The sequence below is a fragment of the Crossiella sp. CA-258035 genome, from assembly GCF_030064675.1.
Lineage (GTDB): Bacteria > Actinomycetota > Actinomycetes > Mycobacteriales > Pseudonocardiaceae > Crossiella.
In genome coordinates this window covers 937,824-954,271 of the sequence record NZ_CP116413.1, presented here as the reverse complement: position 1 = coordinate 954,271, position 16,448 = coordinate 937,824, and the positions used below count along the sequence as shown (strand labels likewise).

Here is a 16,448-nt window from a genome sequence, read left to right as displayed (position 1 = left end):
GTTTCGGTTGCGCAGGCAATCAGGCGCCGACGGTCGCTCGTTCGCGTTTCGGTTGACCGATCCCGAGGACCGCGTCCAGGGAGTACCGGCCGCCGTTGAAGCCGAACGCCAGACCCGCCGCCAGCAGGGTCAGCACGTACTCGTAACCACCGGGCAGGCCGAAGCCCTTGCTGAAGTGCACGAAGAACCCGGCACCTGCCATCACGACCGCGAACAGCACACCGACCAGCGGCAGACCGATACCGATGATGAAGGCCGCGCCACCGACCAGTTCGACCAGCGAGGCGAACCACGCGGACACCGTGGGCAGCGGGATGCCAATCTTCCCGAAGCCGGCGGCCACACCCTCGATCCCGTTGGTGACGAGCTTCTGCCAGCCGTGGTAGATGAAGACCACGCCGACGACGACCCGCCCCAGTAACAGGGTGAGATCCCGAAGTGGCTGCATTGACTTGACTCCTTCCAGATCCGGCGCCGCCGTCAGCGCCGGAGTTCCCCAGTACAGAAGAAGCTACTGATTCAAGTTGGAACCAGACCATCGGAACGCGCTTTCCAACAGGAAACAGACAGGAAACCCCCTACGAAAGGAGGGAGTGTCCGTCAGGTCATCCCACGTTCAGGGAAATCATTGTGTCGCAACGAACACCTCGATTGCCACAACTGGTGCGCGATGAAACTCAGCGGTGAATTCCAGCGGTCAGCCGTGCAACGAGAGCAGGCCGAGCCCCACCACCGCGACCGCGCCCCCGGCGAAGGTGAACCACTGCCGACGGCTCGGCCGCGGCCCGGCGCGCAGCACCCTCACCCCGAGCGGGACCAGCGCCACGGACAACGCCACCACCGCGACCATCGAGGAGATGGTGGCCCCCTTGAGCACTCCCACCGGTAACGCGGTCATCGCCGCCAGCGCGACCGCCCGCACCGGCCCGAGCACCCCGGCGCGATAGACCCCGAACGCGAGTACCGGCCAGCCGAGCACCACCGCGAACGAGGCGAAGGTGAACACGTGCGGCACCGGGTACGCGGCGCCGACGACCGCGGCGGCCGCCTCCGCGCCCTGCCCGTCGACCAGCCGGAAGGCCAGGTAGTCCACCCCCGCGTGGAAGATCCGGGCGAACAGGCCGAGCAGCACCAGGCTCGCGCCCAGCCCGGCCCACACCCCGCCCGCCCGGGCGGCCAGTACGAGCACGGCAGGCAACAGCAGCACCATGCCCACCGCGAACAGGCCGTAGGACACGGTCATCCGCACCGGATCGGCGGCGTAACCGGCCAGCTGGGCCGGGAAGAAGAAGTAGGTGCCGTGCCGGGTGAACACGGCGGCGAGCAGCAGCAGCGGTCCGAGGACCAGGCTGGCCCCGCCGAGCCAACGGCCGGGAAATGGTTGCGCGGTCATGGCTTCCAGCCTGCCGCCCAGCCCGCCCCGGCACATCGGACCACAATGGACACTCCGCACCCCGGAGTCCTACCTGGGTCTGATCCACCCTGGTCTGATCCCAACCCGCCGCGACCGGGCTAGCGTCACTCCCGTGCTCACCCCACGCCGACACCTGGTCCTCCTGGACGTCCTGACCGGACTGCTGCTGGCCATCGCGAACTTCGCGGTGGCCGGGAACCTCTGGCTGGCCCAGTCCAACGAGGTGCCGACCATGGTGCTGGCCACCGCGGCCGCACTGCTGGCAGGCACGGCGGTGGCCCTGCGCAGGCTCTGGCCGCGAACCATGCTCGCGCTCGCGGTGGCGGTCGCGCTCAGCGGCACGCTGTGGGACCCGTTCGTCACGGTCGCCCTGGTCCTCTACACCGCCACCACGCTGCGCCCGCGCCGCGAGTCGGTCACAGCGCTGGCCCTGTGCCTGACCGCGGCCGCCGTCGGCGCCCTGTGGTTACCGGCAGGCTGGGCCTTCGCCCCGGTCGCGGCGGTGTTCGCGCTGCTGGCCTGGCTCACCGGCGAACTGCTCCGCGAGCGCCGGACCCAGGCGGCCGACCTGGCGGCCCAGCAGGCCCGGCAGATCCGCCTGGACGAGCGATTACGCATCGCCCGCGAACTGCACGACGTGGTGGCCCACGGCATGGGCCTGATCGCGGTCAAGGCCGCGGTGGCCAACTTCGTCGCCGAGACCAGGCCGGAGGAGACCAGAGCCGCCCTGCGCGTCATCGAGACCACCAGCAAGGAAGCCCTGGCCGAAACCCGCCGCCTGCTCAGCGTCCTGCGCACCGACGACCTCCAGCCCCCGGACCTGGACGAGCTGTTCGCCGGCGCCCGCGAGGCCGGCGTCCAGATCGAGGCCACCGTCCGGCTGGACGACCTGCCGGAAGCATTGCGGCTCACCGTGCTGCGCATCGTCCAGGAGGCGGTGACCAACGTGATCCGCCACGCGGCCCCCGCGACCTGTCAGGTGCGGGTGACCGGCACCGACGAGGCGGTGACGATCGAGGTGACCGACAATGGCCCCGGCGGCGACCCCCGCCCCGGCGGCCACGGCCTCACCGGCATCCGGGAGCGAGTGGCCCTGTACGAAGGCGACTTCCACGCAGGCCCCGCCCCGGACGGCGGCTTCCACCTGCACGCCACCCTGCCCCGAAAGCGACCTTCATGACCCACCCCCGCCGCGCACGCCACCTGCCCCACCGGCGGCCCGAATGACCCAGCCCCACCTGCACGCTCGTGACAGCGGCCCCCGCCCGGACGCCACCCGACCCCGTCGCCGGTCCCAAGCCTGCCCGTCGACCCGGGCCGGTGGCGGCCGCCCGCACGCCACCCGACCGCACCGCAGGTCCCAAGCCTGCCCATCGACCCGGGCCGGTGGCGGCCGCCCGCACGCCACCCGACCGCACCGCACGTCCTCACCCTGCCCGCCGCCCCCGGCCAGCGGCGGCCGCCCGCACGCCACCCGACCCCACCGCTGGCCCCGCCCATGACCAACATCCGCGTCCTGGTCGCCGACGACCAGGCCCTGCTCCGCGGCAGTTTCCGGGTGCTGCTGGAAACCGCCCCCGGCCTGTCCGTGGTCGCCGAGGCCGCCAACGGCGCGGAGGCGGTCCGGCTCGCGGTCGAACTGCGCCCGGACGTGGTGCTGATGGACGTCCGCATGCCGGTCCTGGACGGCATCGAGGCCACCAGCAGGCTGCGCACCGAGGCGCCAGAGGTCCGGGTGCTGGTGCTCACCATGTTCGACGACGACTCGGCCGTCTTCGCCGCCCTGCGCGCCGGCGCCTCCGGCTTCCTGCTCAAGGACACCCCGCCCGGCGAGCTGCTGCAGGCCATCAACGTCATCGCCGCGGGCGAGTCCCTGCTCGCCCCCACCGTCACCCGCCGCCTGATCGAGGAGTTCACCCGCCAGCCCGGTCCCGCCCACCCCCGGCTCGAGCCGCGTCCCCTCACCGGCGTCACCGACCGGGAGCGCGAGGTCCTCACCCTGGTCGGCCGGGGCCTGTCCAACGACGAGATCGCGACCCAGCTGCGCCTGAGCCTGGCCACGGTGAAGACCTACGTCGGCCGCCTGCTGGCCAAGTTGCACGCGCGCGACCGCGCCCAGCTGGTGATCATCGCCTACGAGCACGGACTGGTCAGGGTGCGCGGATGAGCGACTGGGACGCCGAGGCCATCCGCGCCACGCTGGCCGCGGTGGCAGCCCGCGACCGGGAGTTCGCCGAGTTCGGCAGCGAGGAGCACCGGTACCGGCTCAACCGGGTGCTGTCCGCGGCCGAGGTGACCGCCTTCGAGCGCCGGCACGGCATCGCCCTGCCCGCGGACTACCGCGACTTCCTGCTCCAGGTCGGCAACGGCGGCGCGGGCCCCGGCTACGGCCTGCACCGCCTGGACGCCGCCGACAGTCACGACGCCGACCTGGCCACACCCTTCCCGCACACCAGGCAGTGGCGACCCGGCCCCGATGACGACCCAGCCCGCTGGTTCGACGGCACGATGGAGATCGCCGAGTGCGGCTGCGGCTACTATCACCGCCTGGTGGTCACCGGCCCGGCGAGCGGCCAGGTCTGGCAGGACCTGCTCGGCTGCGACCAGGGCATCGCGCCCGAGGCCGACTTCCGCGACTGGTACCTGACCTGGCTGGCCGGACTCGCCGCGCGCTTCAGCCCTTGAGCAGTGCCCGGGACATGACGACCCGCTGGATCTGGTTGGTGCCCTCGTAGATCTGGGTGATCTTGGCGTCGCGCATCATCCGCTCCACCGGGAAGTCCCTGGTGTAGCCCGCGCCGCCGAAGAGCTGCACCGCGTCGGTGGTGACCTCCATGGCGACGTCGCTGGCGAAGCACTTGGCGGCGGCGGAGATGAAGCCCAGGTTGGGTTCGCCGCGTTCGGCGCGGGCGGCGGCGACGTAGACCATGTGGCGGGCCGCTTCGACTTTCATCGCCATGTCGGCGAGCATGAACTGCACGCCCTGGAAGTCGCTGATGGCCTTGCCGAACTGCTTGCGCTCCTTGACATATCCCAGTGCCGCGTCCAGCGCGCCCTGGGCGATGCCGACGGCCTGGGCGCCGATGGTGGGGCGGGTGTGGTCCAGGGTGCGCAGGGCGGTCTTGAAGCCGGTGCCGGGCTCGCCGATGATCCGGTCCGCGGGGATGACGCAGTCGGTGAAGTAGATCTCGTTGGTGGGCGAGCCCTTGATGCCGAGCTTGCGCTCCTTCGGGCCGACCTCGAAACCGGGGTCGTCCTTGTGCACCACGAAGGCGGAGATGCCGTTGGCGCCCTTGTCCGGGTCGGTCACCGCCATCACGGTGAACCAGGTGGACTTGGCCGCGTTGGTGATCCAGCACTTGGTGCCGTTGAGCACCCAGCTGTCGCCCTCCAGGCGGGCGCGGGTGCGCATGGACGCGGCGTCCGAGCCCGCTTCCCGCTCGCTCAGCGCGTAGCTGGCGCCCGCCTCACCGGAGGCGATGCTGGGCATGACCTGCTGCTTGAGCTCCTCGGAGGCGGAGAGCAGGATCGGCATGGTGCCGAGCTTGTTCACCGCGGGGATCAGCGAGGAGGAGGCGCAGGCGCGGGCCACCTCTTCGATCACGATGCAGGTGGCGACCGAGTCCGCGCCCTGGCCCTGGTAGGCCTCCGGCACATGCACGGCGGCGAAACCGGCCTTCACCAGGGCATCGTGCGCCTCGACCGGGTAGCGCTCGTTCTCGTCCACCTCGGCCGCGTACGGCGCGATCTCCTTGTCCGCCAATGCCCGCACCGCTTCGCGGAGCGCGTCATGCTCCTCGGCCAGCTGGTAGGTGCCGAAGCTCGAGTCCACGGTAAGTTACCTCCGAGTAGCAGCGTCGCTGTCGAGCATGTTAACCCCCGTTCACCCACCGCGCCCTGTGCCCTCGCACACTCGGTTGCAAGCAAAATTGCAGCATCCGCTGATCACTCAGTTGTCTTTGTAGCGTGTCGGTCATGCTGACCCAGTCCGCGACGCTCGCCGCCAACGAACGCATCCAGGCCCTGCGCGCCGGCGGGGTCCCGGTGACCCACCTGGCCTTCGGCGAGGCCGGGCTGCCGGTCGCGCCGGAGATCGCCGCCGCGCTCGCCGCGGCCGCCGGGCGCAACTCCTACGGCCCCACCGCGGGCATCCCGGAACTGCGCGCCGCCGCGGCCGGGTACTTCCAGCGGCGCGGCCTGCCCACCACGCCGGAACAGGTGGTGGCTGGACCGGGCAGCAAGCCGTTGCTGCACGCGCTGCTGTCCGTGCTGCCCGGTGACGTGGTGCTGCCGAGGCCGAGCTGGGTGAGCTACGCGGCGCAGGCTTCGTTGCTGGGCAAGGAAGTCGTGTGGGTGCCGGTGCCGGAAGGGTCGGGCGGTGTGCCGGATCCGGCGTTGCTGGGACCGGCGCTGGTGGCGGCGCGGGCACGGGGGCTGCGGCCGGGCGTGCTGGTGCTGACGCTGCCGGACAACCCGACCGGGGCGCTGGCCGGGCACGACACCGTGCGGGCGGTGTGCGAGATCGCGGCCGAGCACGGATTGATGGTGATCTCCGATGAGATCTACCGGGACCTGGCGCACGAGCCGGGGTCGGTGCTCAGTCCGGCGGAGATCATTCCCGAGTGGACCGTGGTGACCACGGGGCTCAGCAAGGCGACCGCGCTCGGCGGCTGGCGGCTCGGGGTCTGCCGGACGCCGAGCCAGGAGCTGACCGCGAGGCTGGTCGGGGTGGCCAGTGAGATCTGGTCCAATCCGTCGACGCCGGTGCAGGTGGCGGCGGCTTATGTGCTGAGCGAGCCGGAACCGGTGCGCGCCTTTGTCGCGGCGGGGCTGGGGTTGCACCGGGCGGTGGTGCGGGCGGCTCACCAGGCGGTGGTCGCGGCGGGGGCGAGCTGTCCGGTGCCGGGTGGGGGCTTCTACCTCTACCCGGATTTGGCTGCCGCCAGGAGCCGAGCCAGTGGAGCCACCGAACTGGCCGAACTTCTGTTGCAGCGCTACCGGATCGGCGTGCTGCCGGGATCGGCCTTCGGCGATGATCCGCGCGGGCTGCGGTTCCGGCTGGCCACCAGCCTGCTCTACGGCGACACCGACGAGCAGCGCTGGACCGCCTTGCGCAGCACCGATCCAGCGACGCTGCCCTGGATCGCCGAACCACTGGCGCGGCTGGGCGCGGCCGTCGCGGAGCTGACCGGAAAGGGCCATGGAGACCTTCGCTGAACTGACCGAGCTGTTGCGTGCCGCCGAGTTGAGCCCCGCGCAGCGCGCGCTGGCCGAGCGGGTGCTCACCGATCCGGAGGGCGTGGCGTTCCAGACCGCGGCCGAGCTGGCCAAGGCGGTGGGCACCACCGAGGGGACCGTGGTGCGGTTCGCGCAGCGGTGCGGGCTTTCCGGCTATCCGGCGCTGGTCAAGCTGTGCCGGGCACACCTGGCCGGGCAGGCGCAGCTGGTCCGGCGGTTCGGCGCGCTGCGCGGGGACAGCGTGCTGGCGCGGGCCGCCGAGCTGGACCGGCAGAACCTGGCGCGCACCTTCGCCCAGGTCGATCCGGCGGCCTGGCGGCTGGCGGTCGGCTCGATCGCGCGGGGGCGGCGGGTGCACGTGATGGGGCTGCGCAAGTCACATGCGGTGGCCTACCTGCTCGGCTACCAGCTGGACCTGGTGTGCGAGGACGTCACGCTGATCACCCCCGGCCCCGGCACGCTCACCGACAAGCTGCGGCGGCTGGACCGGCAGGACGTCTTCATCGCGGTCTCGCTGCACCGCTACGCCGCCGACACCGTCCGCGCGGTCCGGCACGCCAAGGAGGTCGGCGCGACCACGGTGGCCTTCACCGACACCGCCGCCTCACCGCTGGCGGGGCTGGCCGACGCGGTGTTCCTGGCCGACATGGCAGGCGCCGGCCTGCTGCGCTCGGTGACCGCGCTGACCAGCCTGGTGCAGGCGTTGGCTACGGCGGTCGCGGTGGAACGCGGGGACGCGGCCTCGGCGGCGCTCCGCCAGCAGGAGGCCCTGCTGACGGAGTTCGCCACGTACCAGCCCTGAGAGGTCAGCCTTGAGCGATCCGCTCCTGGAGCTTGGCGTCCTTGTCCAGGACCATGGCCTCCAGGTCGGCCTGGAACTTCTCCACCCGCGCGCGCAGGGCGTCGTCGTGCGCGGCCAGGATGCGCACCGCGAGCAGGCCCGCGTTGCGCGCGCCGGCCACCGACACGGTCGCCACCGGGATACCGGCGGGCATCTGCACGATGGACAGCAGCGAGTCCATGCCGTCCAGGTACTTCAGCGGCACCGGCACGCCGATCACCGGCAGCGCGGTGGCCGAGGCGACCATGCCGGGCAGGTGCGCCGCGCCGCCCGCGCCCGCGATGATCACCTTGAGACCGCGGCCCGCGGCGTCGCGGGCGTAGTCGAGCATGCGCTGCGGGGTGCGGTGCGCCGAGACGACGCTGACCTCGTGCGGCACCTCGAACTCGGTGAGCGCCTCGGCGGCGGCCTGCATGACCGGCCAGTCCGAGTCGCTCCCCATGATCACGCCAACCTGCGGTGCCACGTCAGTTCCCTCCGTGCACGTCGTATCCGTCGGTCCACTCGGCGTGCGAGAGCCAGTGCGCGGCCAGGGTGGCCCGCCTGCGCGTCTCGGCCATGTCCTGGCCGAGCACGTTCACGTGCCCGACCTTGCGGCCGGGTCGCTCCGCCTTGCCGTACAGGTGCACCCGCGCCTCCGGGAACCGGGCGAACAGGTGGTGGATCCGCTCGTCGACGCCCATCGACGGCGGGGCGGGCGCGCCCAGCACGTTGGCCATCACCACCGCGGGGGCCTTCAGGTCGGTCAGGCCCAGCGGGTAGTCCAGCACCGCGCGCACGTGCTGCTCGAACTGGGAGGTGCCTGCCCCGTCCATGGTCCAGTGGCCGGAGTTGTGCGGGCGCATGGCCAGCTCGTTGACCAGCACACCGTCCGCGGTCTCGAACAGCTCCACCGCGAGCACGCCGACCACGCCCAGCTCGGCGGCGATCCGCAGCGCCAGCTCCTGGATCCGCTGGGCCAGCTCCGGCGCCAGGTCGGGGGCGGGGGCGAGCACCTCGACGCAGATGCCCTCGGACTGCACGGTCTGCACCACCGGCCAGGCCGCGCCCTGCCCGAACGGCGAGCGGGCGATCAGCGCGGCCAGCTCGCGGCGCATCGGCACGCACTGCTCGACCATCAGCGGGGTGCGCGCGGCCAGCAGCTCGGTGACCACCCGCTCGGCGCTCTGCGGGGTGTTGAGCATCCACACCCCGCGCCCGTCGTAGCCGCCGCGGATGGCCTTGAGCACGCACGGCCAGCCGTGCTCGGCGCCGAAGCGCAGCACGTCAGCGACCTCGAAGACCTCGGTGAACGGCGGCACCGGGAGGTCCAGCTCGCGCAGCTTGAGCCGCATCCTGAGCTTGTCCTGGGCGTAGATCAGCGCGTCCGGGCCGGGGTGCACGGTGACGTCCTCGGCGACCAGCGCGTGCAGGTGCTCGGCAGGCACGTGCTCGTGGTCGAAGGTCAGCACCTCGCAGCCCTTGGCGAAGCGGCGCAGGGCTTCAAGATCGGTGTGCGTGCCGATCTGCACGTCCCGCGCGACGAGGGCGGCGGGATCGGCTTCGGAGACGGCGAGCACCCGCAACGACTGACCGAGGGCGATCGCCGCCTGGTGGGTCATCCGCGCGAGCTGTCCGCCGCCGACCATGCCAACTACTGGGGTGCCGGTTCGGGGGTCCACGGGCAGGTCAGCCTAGTGCAGCGGGGCAGGTCAGCCGCGACCGAGGTGGTTGACGAGGTCGCAGGCGGCCTGATGGGTGGCCGGCAGCCCTTCCAGCCACACCCGCAGCGACACCGTGCCCTCCAGGTCGGGGTCGGCGGCCAACCGTTGCTCCACCAACCAGCGGGCGGTGGCCAGTCTCAAAGGTAATCTTTGATCACGTGGAGTGAGCACTGCGCCGACTGAGGGACCCACAACAGCCAGGGTCTCGCCCCGGTTGAACACCAGGCGTAACACGTCGGCGACCAGCACCATGGCCACCACCCGGGACCAGCCGGTGGCCTGGCTCAGGTCCACCGCGACCATGGCCAGCACGTGCCGCTCCTCGGTCCGCTGCCCAGCCGCGGTCGCCTCGTGGTAGACCTCGCGAAGGCGTGTGCGCAGGTAGGAGGGGGTGGCCAGGCCGGTGAGGCCGTCGGTGGCCTCGGCCGTGGTGACCCGGCCGGCCATCTCCTCGGCCCAGCCGAGCGCGACCACCCGCAACAACCGGGCCGGCACCGCGTCCGGGTCGGCGGAGACGATGCCGTCCCGGCCGGCCGGGCTCTCCAGCACCGCGTGCAGGGCGGCCAGGTCCTGCAGGGTCTCGGCCAGGCTGGCGCCCGCCTCTGCCCGGCGGTGACCCAGTCTGATCAGGGCGGATGCCACGTCACCGTGCTCGACCACGGCCCGGCAGACCGCGTCCACCTCGGGCAGCGTCCAGTCAGCGGGGAAGGGCCAGCCGGCGGCCAGGCTCGCGGTCCGCCACCGCGAGCGCAGTGCACGCAGGTCCGCGTCGCTGCCACCGCGGCTGGGCCGGGGCGCCACCTCACGCACACTCACGCTCGATCGGTCTCCTTCTCGAAAGGCCCTGTTCTTGCTCCGATGCGGTGACGCGCCAGCCACCAGTTCGTGACGCCGTTCGAGGTGACGAAGCACAAAGCGTTCCGTCACACTGAGCAAGCACACCAGGTGAGCGACATGGAGCAGGCGTGGCAACGGTTCAGGACGAGGTACAGGGTCCCAGTGACGCCGAGCTCATCGACTCGGTGCGCTCGGGGTCGATGGACGCCTACGCCCTGTTGTACGAGCGGCACGTGGCCGCCGCCTACAACCTGGCCCGCCAGATGTCGCGCTCGCCCGCCGAGGCCGATGACCTGGTCTCGGACGCCTTCGCCAAGGTCCTGGACACGCTGCGGGCGGGCAAGGGCCCGGACGCGGCCTTCCGCGCCTACCTGCTGACCGCGTTGCGGCACAACGCCTACGACCGGTCCCGCCGGGAGAAGAAGGTCCAGGTCTCCGACGACGTGGCCGCCTTCGACGCCGGGGTGCCGTTCACCGACACCGCGGTCGCCGGGCTGGAGAAGACCTTGGCGGCCAAGGCCTTCGCCCGGCTGCCGGAACGCTGGCAGGCCGTGCTGTGGCACACCGAGGTCGAGCAGCAGTCCCCGGCGGAGATCGCGCCGATCCTGGGCCTGACCGCCAACGGCGTCTCCGCGCTGGCCTACCGGGCGCGCGAGGGCCTGCGCCAGGCCTACCTCCAGGTGCACCTGGACTCGGTGGCCGAGGAGCAGTGCCGGGCCACCGTGGACCGGCTCGGCGCGTGGACCCGCGACGGGCTGTCCAAGCGGGAGACCGCGCAGGTCGAGGCGCACCTGGACACCTGCGTGAGCTGCCGGGCGCTGGCCGCGGAGCTGCACGACGTGAACGGGGCCATGCGGGTCTTCGTCGCCCCGCTGGTGCTCGGCGGCGCGGTCACCGCCTACCTGGCGCTCTCGGCCACCGCGGCCAAGGCGGCGGGCGCGACCGCGCTGGCGGTCACCGCGGGAGCCGCCGCCGGTGGCGCCGGTGGCGCGGCCGGTGCGGCCAGCTCGGTGCCGAGGCAGTTCGTGGCCACCGGGGCCTCGGCGGCGGCCGTGGTCGCCGCGGTCGCGGTGGCGCTGAGCGCGGCCGAGTCCCCGCAGAGCCCGTCGGTCGCCGCGCCCCCGCCGGTCACCACGACGGTCGCGCCCACCCAGCCCCCACCGCCGCCACCGCCGCCACCGCCGCAGCCCACGCCCTCCCAGCCACCGCCCCCGTCACCGAAGCCGCCGCCCCCGAGCAGCCAGCCGACCCCTCCCCCGCCGACGACCACGACCCCACCCCCGACGCCGCCTCCAGCGCCGCCCCCGCCGCCCGCGCCGACCCCGACGCTGTCCGCCTCCGCGCCCAGCGAGCCGGTCCAGCTCACCCCCGGTGGCCCGTCGGTCGACCTGCCGGTGACCGTGCGCAACAGCGGCAACGGGGTGTCCGAGCCGGTCACCGCGGCGCTGAACCTGCCGCCCGGGGTGCTGGCCGAAGTGCCCGGCGCCGGTCAGCGGTTCGCCCGCAGCGGGGTGCTGGCCCAGGCGGCGCAGGCGATCGGGATCAGCTGCCAGAGCGGTCCCGGCCGGATCTCCTGCGTGACCGGGCGGGGCCTGGAGCCGGGCGAGTCGGTGACCTTCGGGTTCCGGCTCACCGCGGGGCCGGACGTGCAGCCGGGGCGGATCACCGGCAGCGTGAACTCGGGCACCAGCATCAACCTGTCGCTGTCCGAGGTGACCGTGCAGGTCAAGCAGAACGACGAGCTGGAGCTGCGCGCGGAGACCTGGCACCACGGCTGGTGGTGGCCGATCCGGATGGACGTCACCGCGACCAACCGGGGCACCAGGGAGGCTCCGCTGACGGTGACCATCGCGCTGCCGGAGCGCACCGTGGCCTTCGCCTGGACCAAGCACTGCCAGGGCAGGGGCAACGTGGTGACCTGCACCGGCAGGCTCAAGCCGGGTCAGCGGGTGGTGTTCCGCACCTGGCTGACCTCCCTCGGCGTGATCAAGGACCAGGCCCAGGTCAGCGGCACCCTCGGCGAGGCCAAGGCCGCGATCACGGTGCCGATCCACATCCGCGACCACCCCGGCGGCCACCCGATCGACCCGGACCGCCCGCAGGACCCCAGCACGCCACCGGCCACCACGACCACCACCACGCCGCCGCCGACCACCACCACGACCCCGGCCAAGCCGACCACCACCAGCCGCAAGCCCGCCCAGACCACCGGCGGCCGCGAGCCGAGCCACTCGGACCGCCCGACCACCCAGCCCCCACCGGCCGCACCCCCGTCGACCAAACCGGTCGAGCCGCCCAAGCCGACCACTCCGGCCCGCACCACGACCTCCGCACCACCGCCACCGCCGACGTGCAAGCCCACGCTGCCGCCGTGGCTGTCCTGGCTGCTGCCGGAGTGCTGACCCGGCGTGTCGGCCGGGAGTGTCGCTGACAAACCCGGCATACCCGGCCGGTAGTTGGTGAACAAGCCACGGGCCGATCGGGGGGTGTGATCGTCGATCTCTACACTCGCCGGAGTGTTCGCAGCCGAAGCCGTGTTCGCCAAGTTGCCCCCGCGCTACCGCGAGTTGATTCGGCGGAACCGGGAGATGTTCCGGTTCGCGGTGGTCGGCAGCGCCACCTTCCTGGTCGACACGGTGGTGATGTACAGCCTGAAGTGGACCATCCTGGACACCAAGCCGGTGACCGCGAGGGCGATCGGCGTGATCGTGGCCACCGTGGTCGGCTACGTGCTCAACCGGGAGTGGTCCTTCCGCACCCGTGGCGGCCGGGAACGCCACCACGAGGCCGCGCTGTACTTCCTGATCAGCGGCGTCGGCGTGGCACTGAGCTCGGCCCCGATGCTGGTCTCCCGGTACGTGCTGTTCCTGTCCGAACCGCACATCAGCTGGGCCGCGCAGGAGATCGCGGACTTCGTCAGCGGCCTGATCGTGGGCACGCTGCTGGCCATGGTGTTCCGCTTCTGGGCCTTCCGGAAGTTCGTCTTCCCCGCGGCCAAGGTCGTCACCAAGCCCGAGGTGCACACCATCATCAAGACGGTCAGCGCGCCCCGCCCGGAGAAGCGCCTGGCCACCACGGAGGAGCGGTCCGTTCCGCTGCGCTGAGGCCAGACGGGTGAACGGGATCCGTAGACTGCCGGAGTGGCCGTAGTGGAGACCGTGCTCGGATTGCTGCCGCAGGGCCTGCGGCGGGTCCTGTTGAAGCACCGTGAGCTGTTGAAGTTCGCCTTCGTCGGCGGAACCACCTTCATCATCGACAACGCCGTCTTCTACGGCCTCAAGCTGACCGTTCTGGACACCAAGCCCCTGATCGCCAAGGGCATCGCGGTGCTGGTGGCGACCATCGTCTCCTACGTGCTGAACCGGGAGTGGTCCTTCCGCACCCGAGGCGGCCGGGAGAAACAACACGAGGCAGCGCTGTACTTCCTGGTCAGCGGCATCGCGGTAGGCATCTACACCGCCCCGCTGGCGTTCTCCCGGTACGTGCTGGACCTGCGGTACCCGGATGTCAGCCTGCTCTCCCAGGAACTCGGCGACTTCTTCATCGGACAGGTCGGCGGCGTGCTGATCGGGATGCTGTTCCGGTGGTGGGCGTTCCGGAAGTTCGTCTTCCCGGAAGAGGGCGTGCGGCCGAACAAGACTTACGGAACGGTTGTCGTCCAGGCTCCGGTCGTGAACGACGAAATCGTGGCGAACGGGCAGGAGAACGGAAAGCCCCATCGCACCTCGCGGAAGCGAAGCGATGAGGACGAAGAGCACCTGGGGCACTCCTAACCAGCGGCCAGGTTCGGGCCTGGGGTGAAAACCCACGAAGAGGGCCTCTCGTCTTCTCCGTACGGCCTGGAGACTGCTGACCGCGCCTCCCCGCCCGGCCCCTGCAACCTGCCGCCGCCCTAGCTTCTCAACGTGACGGGGGCCGGGTGGGGAGGTGTGGTTTGCTGTCGGAAGGTCGTCCGGAGAAGACGAGAGGACCGCGAGCACGCTGGGTCTTGAGTCGGCAGCCTGCTCAGCCCCGCAACCTGCTCGTCCCGGCTTTTGACTTGTCAAACCCCTCCGGTGGTCTGCCCGTCCGGCGAGGACATTCTTTTCGATTTTGATCTAAAACAAAAGATAAAAGAATGTCCTCGCCGGACGGGCAGACCATCAAAGCAGGGGGGGGGAAGATCAAAGGCAGCGAGATGAGTTGCAGACCAGTGCCAGTTTGTGTTGGCGCGCTTGCAGCAGCGTGGGTGGTTCCGCGGGGTCTGGGTGGTTCTGCTTCGACGGCCTTCCAAAACCAAACCAGCCCTGTCAAGCGCCCCGGTCCCAGCGGTTTGTGACGGTGGGCTGGAACGTGGGGCGCTTGACAGGGCTGGTGTGTTTTTTCCAGGCCGTCGAAGCAGAACCACCCAGACCGGCCGCTCCGTTGCGATCAAAAGCAAAGGCAGAAGCTCAACCCTCGCCTAGCGGGGACTCGCCTCGGTTGGCCAGCGCAGGTCCGGCACGTCGTCCGCTCTCGGTACCGGCAGGAAGATGCTGAACGTCGCCGTTCTCGGCACCGACAGCTCCAACCGCCCCCCATCGGCCTCCACCAGCGCCCGCGCCAGTGCCAGTCCAACCCCGGTCGACCCGCCGCCGGACACGCCCCGCTCGAAGATGTGCGCGGCCAGGTCCTCCGGCACCCCGGTGCCGCCGTCGGTGACCTCGACCACGACCATCGCGTCGCCGCTGCGGGCGGAGACGTGCACCGTGCCGCCGCCGTGGCGCAGGGCGTTGTCCAGCAGGACGCCCAGGGTTTCGCGGAGGCGGGACGGGGTGGCTCTGGCCAGTAGGCCTGCTGGGGCGCGCAGGCGGAGGGCTCGGCCGTGTTGTCTGAGGCTGGCTCGCCATTCTTGGACCATGATCGGGAGTTGGGCGGCCAGGTCTACCGGTTCGGCGTCCACGGCTCGGGCGGCGTGGGCGGCGGCGAGGAGTTCGTCCAGCACGGTGGAGAGGCGTTCTGCCTGTTCCAGGGCGGCGTTGGCGTCCTCCGCCGTGGCGCCGTCGGCGTGCATGGCCAGGGACTCCAGGCGGAGTTGCATGGCGGTCAGTCTGCTGCGGAGCTGGTGGGAGACGTCGCCGATGAGCTCTCGTTCGCGTTGCAGGAGCTGGGCCAGGGCCGAGGCGGAGGTGTCCAGGGCCTCGGCGAGCTTGTCCAGCTCGTTGATGCGGTAGCGGCGGGGGTCGGGGCGGAAGTCGCCCGCGCCCAGGCGCGCGGCCCGGTCGGCGACGTGGCGGAGGGGTTCGGCCAGGCGGCGGGCGGTGACCGTGGCGACCGTGGCTCCGATGCCGACCGAGAGGACCACCAGCAGGGTGACCACCCCGGCGACCTCCAGCTGGTCGGTGCGCTTGGGGGCGGCGCTGGCGGCGACCGTCACCTTGCCGTGCTGGGCCATCGGCACGGTTTCGCTCATCTCGTCCGGGCCGGGGCTCGCGCCCAGCTCCCGGTCGCCGGAGGCCAGGCCGGTGATCCTGATCTGGCCGCCTTCCGGGCGCAGCACCTCGACCGCGGCCAGGTCGATCTGCTGGTGGTCGGCGAGCTGGTTGTCCAGCTGCGCGGCGACCTGCCGGGCCCGGTTGGCCAGGTCCCGGTGGGTGACGTCGTGCACCACCGTTATGGCGGTGTAGCCCAGCGGGAGACCAAGGGCGACACCCGTCACCGCCACCGCGAGCAGGGTGGACTGCAGGATTCGACGGCGCACCGGCATCCCTCCCGCCTAGTCGCTGTTGAACCGGAACCCGACGCCACGCACGGTGGCGATCCGGCGCTCGGTGTTGCCGCCCTGGGTGTCCCCGATCTTGCGGCGCAGCCAGGAGATGTGCATGTCCAGGGTCTTGCTGCCGCGCAGCTCGGGGTCGTTCCAGACCTCTTCCAGGATGTCGTCCCTGCTCACCACCTGGCCCGCGCGCTGCATCAGCACCCGCAGCAGCTCGAACTCCTTGTTCGCCAGGGTCACCTCGTGGCCGTCGACCAGCACCCGGCGGGCGGCCAGGTCCAGCCGCACCCCGCTGGCCTCCAGCGTGCCCGGCGAGCGCCGGCGCAACAGGGCCCTGATCCGGGCCATCAGCTCGGCCAGCCGGAACGGTTTGGCCACGTAGTCGTCGGCCCCGGCGTCCAGGCCCACCACGAAGTCGACCTCGTCGGCGCGGGCGGTGAGCATCAGCACCGGGATGCCCCGCCCGTTCGCGCGCAGCCTGCGGCAGACCTCAAGCCCGTCCAGCCGGGGCAGGCCCAGGTCCAGCACCAACAGGTCGACCTCGCCGTTGCTGGCCGCCTCCAGCGCGCTCACTCCGTCGGAGACCACGTGCACCGAGTAGCCCTCGCGCTGCAACGCGCGGGACAACGGTTCGGCGATGGCGGGGTCGTCCTCAGCCAGCAGCACCACACTCACGACACC

General features: G+C 71.6%; 15 protein-coding genes and 1 pseudogene. 8 read left to right on the top strand and 8 right to left on the bottom strand.

Translation table 11 applies throughout. The annotated features are described in order from the left end of the window. Positions 1 to 19: 19 nt before the first annotated feature. Complete coding sequence (locus tag N8J89_RS04640) at positions 20 to 448, bottom strand: DoxX family protein (RefSeq protein WP_283663115.1); 429 nt, start codon at positions 446 to 448, stop codon at positions 20 to 22. Positions 449 to 697: 249 nt separating this feature from the next. Beyond that, complete coding sequence (locus N8J89_RS04635) at positions 698 to 1,393, bottom strand: hypothetical protein (protein ID WP_283663114.1); 696 nt, start codon at positions 1,391 to 1,393, stop codon at positions 698 to 700. 133 nt (positions 1,394 to 1,526) lie between these two features. On the opposite strand from N8J89_RS04635, the gene N8J89_RS04630 reads away from it, so the two are divergent. The 3 genes from N8J89_RS04630 (at position 1,527) to N8J89_RS04620 (ending at position 4,099) form a co-directional block, all read left to right on the top strand. Continuing rightward, complete coding sequence (locus tag N8J89_RS04630; RefSeq protein WP_283663113.1) at positions 1,527 to 2,594, top strand: sensor histidine kinase; 1,068 nt, start codon at positions 1,527 to 1,529, stop codon at positions 2,592 to 2,594. Positions 2,595 to 2,912: 318 nt separating this feature from the next. Further along, on the top strand, positions 2,913 to 3,581 hold the full coding sequence (locus N8J89_RS04625; protein WP_283663112.1) for a response regulator: 669 nt from the start codon (positions 2,913 to 2,915) through the stop codon (positions 3,579 to 3,581). Beyond that, the gene (locus N8J89_RS04620; RefSeq protein WP_283663111.1) at positions 3,578 to 4,099 is read left to right on the top strand and encodes an SMI1/KNR4 family protein; all 522 of its coding nucleotides are present in this window, start codon (positions 3,578 to 3,580) and stop codon (positions 4,097 to 4,099) included. The genes N8J89_RS04625 and N8J89_RS04620 overlap by 4 nt, the downstream gene beginning before the upstream one ends. Here N8J89_RS04620 and N8J89_RS04615 read toward each other — a convergent pair. Further along, a complete protein-coding gene (locus N8J89_RS04615; RefSeq protein ID WP_283663110.1) occupies positions 4,089 to 5,246 on the bottom strand; it encodes an acyl-CoA dehydrogenase in 1,158 nt (385 codons plus the stop codon). The genes N8J89_RS04620 and N8J89_RS04615 overlap by 11 nt on opposite strands. 143 nt (positions 5,247 to 5,389) lie before the next feature. Here N8J89_RS04615 and N8J89_RS04610 point away from each other — a divergent pair, with 143 nt between their 5' ends. Continuing rightward, positions 5,390 to 6,631 carry a pyridoxal phosphate-dependent aminotransferase gene (locus N8J89_RS04610; RefSeq protein WP_283663109.1) on the top strand — a complete coding sequence of 414 codons (1,242 nt, stop codon included), beginning with the start codon at positions 5,390 to 5,392 and terminating at the stop codon, positions 6,629 to 6,631. After that, positions 6,615 to 7,454 carry a MurR/RpiR family transcriptional regulator gene (locus tag N8J89_RS04605; protein ID WP_283663108.1) on the top strand — a complete coding sequence of 280 codons (840 nt, stop codon included), beginning with the start codon at positions 6,615 to 6,617 and terminating at the stop codon, positions 7,452 to 7,454. Before N8J89_RS04610 ends, N8J89_RS04605 begins: the two co-directional genes overlap by 17 nt. Before the next feature lie 4 nt (positions 7,455 to 7,458). On the opposite strand, the gene purE is transcribed toward N8J89_RS04605, so the two are convergent. From purE to N8J89_RS04590, 3 genes are read right to left on the bottom strand one after another with little or no spacing between them, the layout of a single operon-like run. Next, entirely contained in the window at positions 7,459 to 7,959 is a 501-nt protein-coding gene (gene purE / locus N8J89_RS04600; protein WP_283663107.1) for a 5-(carboxyamino)imidazole ribonucleotide mutase, read from the bottom strand. A 1-nt stretch (position 7,960) separates the two neighbouring features. Next, entirely contained in the window at positions 7,961 to 9,154 is a 1,194-nt protein-coding gene (locus N8J89_RS04595; RefSeq protein WP_283663106.1) for a 5-(carboxyamino)imidazole ribonucleotide synthase, read from the bottom strand. Positions 9,155 to 9,184: 30 nt separating this feature from the next. Next, on the bottom strand, positions 9,185 to 10,012 hold the full coding sequence (locus tag N8J89_RS04590) for a GGDEF domain-containing protein (RefSeq protein WP_283663105.1): 828 nt from the start codon (positions 10,010 to 10,012) through the stop codon (positions 9,185 to 9,187). 149 nt (positions 10,013 to 10,161) lie between these two features. Here N8J89_RS04590 and N8J89_RS04585 point away from each other — a divergent pair, with 149 nt between their 5' ends. The 3 genes and pseudogenes from N8J89_RS04585 to N8J89_RS04575 all read left to right on the top strand — a co-directional run. Then, positions 10,162 to 12,435 (top strand): sigma-70 family RNA polymerase sigma factor, encoded by a 2,274-nt coding sequence (locus N8J89_RS04585; RefSeq protein ID WP_283663104.1) that lies wholly within the window; start codon positions 10,162 to 10,164, stop codon positions 12,433 to 12,435. Positions 12,436 to 12,549: 114 nt separating this feature from the next. Further along, complete coding sequence (locus tag N8J89_RS04580; RefSeq protein WP_283663103.1) at positions 12,550 to 13,137, top strand: GtrA family protein; 588 nt, start codon at positions 12,550 to 12,552, stop codon at positions 13,135 to 13,137. A 36-nt stretch (positions 13,138 to 13,173) separates the two neighbouring features. Continuing rightward, positions 13,174 to 13,653, top strand: a pseudogene (locus N8J89_RS04575) (GtrA family protein); the annotation flags it as partial. Positions 13,654 to 14,474: 821 nt separating this feature from the next. Here N8J89_RS04575 and N8J89_RS04570 read toward each other — a convergent pair. Next, positions 14,475 to 15,752 carry a sensor histidine kinase gene (locus N8J89_RS04570; protein ID WP_283663102.1) on the bottom strand — a complete coding sequence of 426 codons (1,278 nt, stop codon included), beginning with the start codon at positions 15,750 to 15,752 and terminating at the stop codon, positions 14,475 to 14,477. A gap of 15 nt (positions 15,753 to 15,767) precedes the next feature. After that, positions 15,768 to 16,442 carry a response regulator transcription factor gene (locus N8J89_RS04565; protein WP_283663101.1) on the bottom strand — a complete coding sequence of 225 codons (675 nt, stop codon included), beginning with the start codon at positions 16,440 to 16,442 and terminating at the stop codon, positions 15,768 to 15,770. Between the last annotated feature and the right edge of the window lie 6 nt (positions 16,443 to 16,448).